Origin of the sequence: Pseudoalteromonas sp. Z1A6 (assembly GCF_011378745.1) — a bacterium.
Lineage (GTDB): Bacteria > Pseudomonadota > Gammaproteobacteria > Enterobacterales > Alteromonadaceae > Pseudoalteromonas > Pseudoalteromonas arctica.
Window position 1 is genome coordinate 1 of sequence record NZ_WTKW01000391.1, and the last position, 3,584, is coordinate 3,584.

Sequence of the window (3,584 nt, forward strand, 5' to 3'; positions counted from 1 at the left end):
CAAAAGATCGGTCAACCGATCAAAAATACCTTAACTGATCGGTGTTACGCTAATTGCGGCTTTTTTAATGTGAGTTGTTTAAACTATTTAAACTCCAAACTACTTTTTTACTTGAGCATCTAACGATTCGCCATTCACTTCACTTGAATCGTCACTCATTAGATATAAATATGTAGGCATTAAATCCTCTGGTGTAGCAAGTGCGTCTCTATCTTCACCTGGATATGCAGCAGCTCGCATTGAAGTGCGAGTAGCGCCTGGGTTAATACAGTTTACACGAATATTCGTTTTACCTACTTCACATGCCCATGTTTGCATCATACCTTCTACTGCAAATTTTGAGATGGCATAAGGCCCCCAAAATTCACGACCTTTGCGGCCTACACCTGATGACGTAAATACTATCGATGCATTATCAGACTTACGAAGAACAGGAAAAAGTGCTTTAGTGATCATTGCTTGTGCAGTCACGTTTACTTTCATTATGTTTTCGAACGTAGATGAGCAAAAATGTTCAAGCGGACCGAGTGACCCTAAAATACCTGCATTATTAAGCAACCCGTCAAGGCGTCCAAACTGATATTCGATTGTTGCAGCAAGGTCACGGTAGTTTTGCTTCGTTGCGCCTTTTAAATCCATAGGGACTATTGCAGGTTTAGGGTAGCCAGCATTAACAATTTCATCGTAAACACATTCAAGTTTATTAGTTGTTTTTCCTAATAAGATAACTGTAGCGCCGTATTTTGCATACGTAATTGCTGCAACTCGGCCAATACCATCACCGGCGCCTGTTATTAAAATAACTTTATCTTTAAGTGCGTTTTCAGCTGCTTGATATGTGTGCATAAAAGTACCAATTCATATAATTTTTTTGATTTTAACATAGCGAAACGTGAAGTAATCGAATTTATTGTAAAATTAGGTGGCGAAAATAGAAACTTTACGTTAAGTTTAACTGGTCTAATGTCTCATTAATAACCTGATTACATTGTTTTAACTTAATACACTGATTAAACACACTATAAAAATAAAATACGTGCGGAGCCAACAATATGAAAAAAATGCTACTTTCACTCTCGGTTACAGCTGCTTTAGCAGGTTGTGGCGGTGGAGAAACGTTAACAGATGTCAAAAACGACACAGCACCAGTTATCCCAACAGCAACAGTTACATTTGATCCAGCAGCAGGTATCTTATCGGTACCTAATGATTTATTAATGAGTGGAACTCAAGACGGTACACTTAATATTCCTGGTGAATTAGATGACAACAATGTGTCTATTTCGCGCGCAGCTTATGCAAACCCTCAACTTGCACTAGGTGCACTTGATGGTTGGTCTTCGCAGGTTCCTTATAAAATCGATTTAACATTCCCACCAAATGTGAGTTTAGATGAAGCGTCTGCTGGGACCCCTGGTACAGTAAGAATTTTTGAAGTTGTAATGGGTGCAAGTTTAACTGATGCAGAATGTTCAGTTGTAGCTGCCGGTACTGCTTGTAAATTGATCGGTGAGCTTACTTTTGGTGTTGACTTTGTAACTCAAGCTTCAGGTGATGGCGTTGCAATTATTCCTTTAAAGCCATTTACGGCAGGTAGCTCATACATCAATGTATTAACTACTGGTCTTAAAGATTCATTAGGGCGCTCTATTGAGCCTTCTTCTACTTATGGGCTGGTTAAACAAGAAGCGCCATTAATTACAGAAGCCCAACTTGGTTTGCAGGGTGCTGTTAACAGTTACGAAAATGTAGTTGTAAGTTCAGGAGATATCACAAAAGAAGATATTATTTTTTCTAGTGCGATGACTATTCAATCAGCAGGCCCTGTACTTGGGACAATTAAAAAGTTACTAGCTGCAAGCTTGCAACAGCCTGCGTTACCAACTCCTGCGCTTCAAGTTCCTGAACAGCCTATGGTAAATGTACAACAAGTATTTGCTTCTCAGGGTGTAGAAGTCTCTGCTGCTTTCTCTGGTGTGCAATATCAAAAAGGTAGTATTATGTTACCGATGTATTTAGGTACGCCAACGGGTACTGATATTAGTGATTTAAGTGATACATATTGGCAAGGTATGTGTGATAACGCAGTGGCAATAATTGGTTATAAGGCCGTTGCAGGCGATGCATTTCCGACAGATCCTATTAGTGAAAATGATGGTTTATGTTCTGCATTAAGTGACGGACAATTACGTGACTTAGGACTAGACAGCACACGCCATTTAACAAAATACAACTCAATTCCAAAAGTACAAAGCATGGCAAATGTGCCAGTGCAAGTTACTAAACCTATTTTACCGATAATTAATGGTGTCCGTGCACAGTTACAATTAGATCCTATCGCTATGCCTGAAGGTGGATGGCCTGTTGTGATTATGCAGCACGGTATTACAACACAAAAAGAAAGTATGCTTGCTTTAACTGCGCAGCTTTCTATTCAAGGCTTTGCAACGGTTGCTATTGACCATCCAAGACATGGTGAGCGCGGAATAGATGTTGATGGTGATGGAACAGACGACTTTAATGCAACAACGGGTTCTGTGCTTAGTTACATGAACTTAAGTTCATTACTTGTTGCACGTGATAGCTTACGTCAATCGGCTGCTGATTTATTAGGCCTTCGTTTAGGCTTAAACTTTATTAACGATACAACTATTAATAGTAAAGACGTTACCTACATTGGGCATTCGCTAGGTTCTATTGTTGCTCCAGCATTTATTGCTCAAGCTAATACGCCAATGGCAGAAACGCTTGATCCGCTATTTAATGTAAACACGGTAGCTCTTGCAAGCGGTGGTGGCGGTATAGCAAGCTTCTTACTTGAATCTGCTGCGTTTGGTCCATTTATTCAAGGTTCAGTACTTTCACAAGCGGGTACAACAGAAGCTGATGAATTTACTGCATACTTACAAGGAGATGCAGTTTCTAACTGTGGCTCATTAATACCAGACATGGAAGCTTACTTGACATGTGGTTATAACGAATATATTGCATCACTTACCACTGCGGGTGAAACGACTAAACTTACTAACATTCAAGGTGTATTTACACAGTTTGCTTTTGCGGCGCAAACTGCGCTAGATAGTGGTGATCCAACTAACTACGCAGCCACTGTGAAAGCATTAGGTACTCCTGTTTATACTAATGTTGTTGTGGGTGATGGTGTTGATAACAAGCCTGACCAAGTGATACCACCAATGGCAGCTAATAATCCTATTTCTGGCACAATTCCATTAGCTAACTTGATGGGTCTTGAGACAGTAAGTTCTTCGCAAGCATTGAGTGAAACACCAGCAAGCTACTTAGTTAAATTTACTAAAGGGCATCATGGTTCTATATTAACACCAGCTCAAGATGCTGCACAGGCTGCAACTGTTGAAGGCAGTGCTGCCGCTAATGCAGAAATGCAGTTGCAAGTAGCTACTTACTTAGCTGCTCGCGGACGGATGTTATTAGTTTCCAACCCTGAGGTTGTGACTGATTAATAACCAGTAAAATAATTAACCTTTAAAAGCCACTGAAAAGTGGCTTTTTTTTGCTTTAAAGCATGCTAAATTAGCTGAAATTTATAAATGGAGAAACCAGTT

Annotated in this window: 2 protein-coding genes; one reads left to right on the forward strand and one right to left on the reverse strand. The window is 39.9% G+C overall.

Annotated features, from left to right (window positions below; translation table 11 throughout):
- Positions 1-99 precede the first annotated feature (99 nt).
- Positions 100-846: a YciK family oxidoreductase gene (locus tag GQR46_RS17605; RefSeq protein WP_007375386.1), complete on the reverse strand. Its 747-nt coding sequence runs from the start codon at positions 844-846 to the stop codon at positions 100-102.
- A gap of 206 nt (positions 847-1,052) precedes the next feature.
- Here GQR46_RS17605 and GQR46_RS17610 point away from each other — a divergent pair, with 206 nt between their 5' ends.
- Positions 1,053-3,482 (forward strand): VolA/Pla-1 family phospholipase, encoded by a 2,430-nt coding sequence (locus GQR46_RS17610; protein WP_165741769.1) that lies wholly within the window; start codon positions 1,053-1,055, stop codon positions 3,480-3,482.
- Positions 3,483-3,584: the final 102 nt, after the last annotated feature.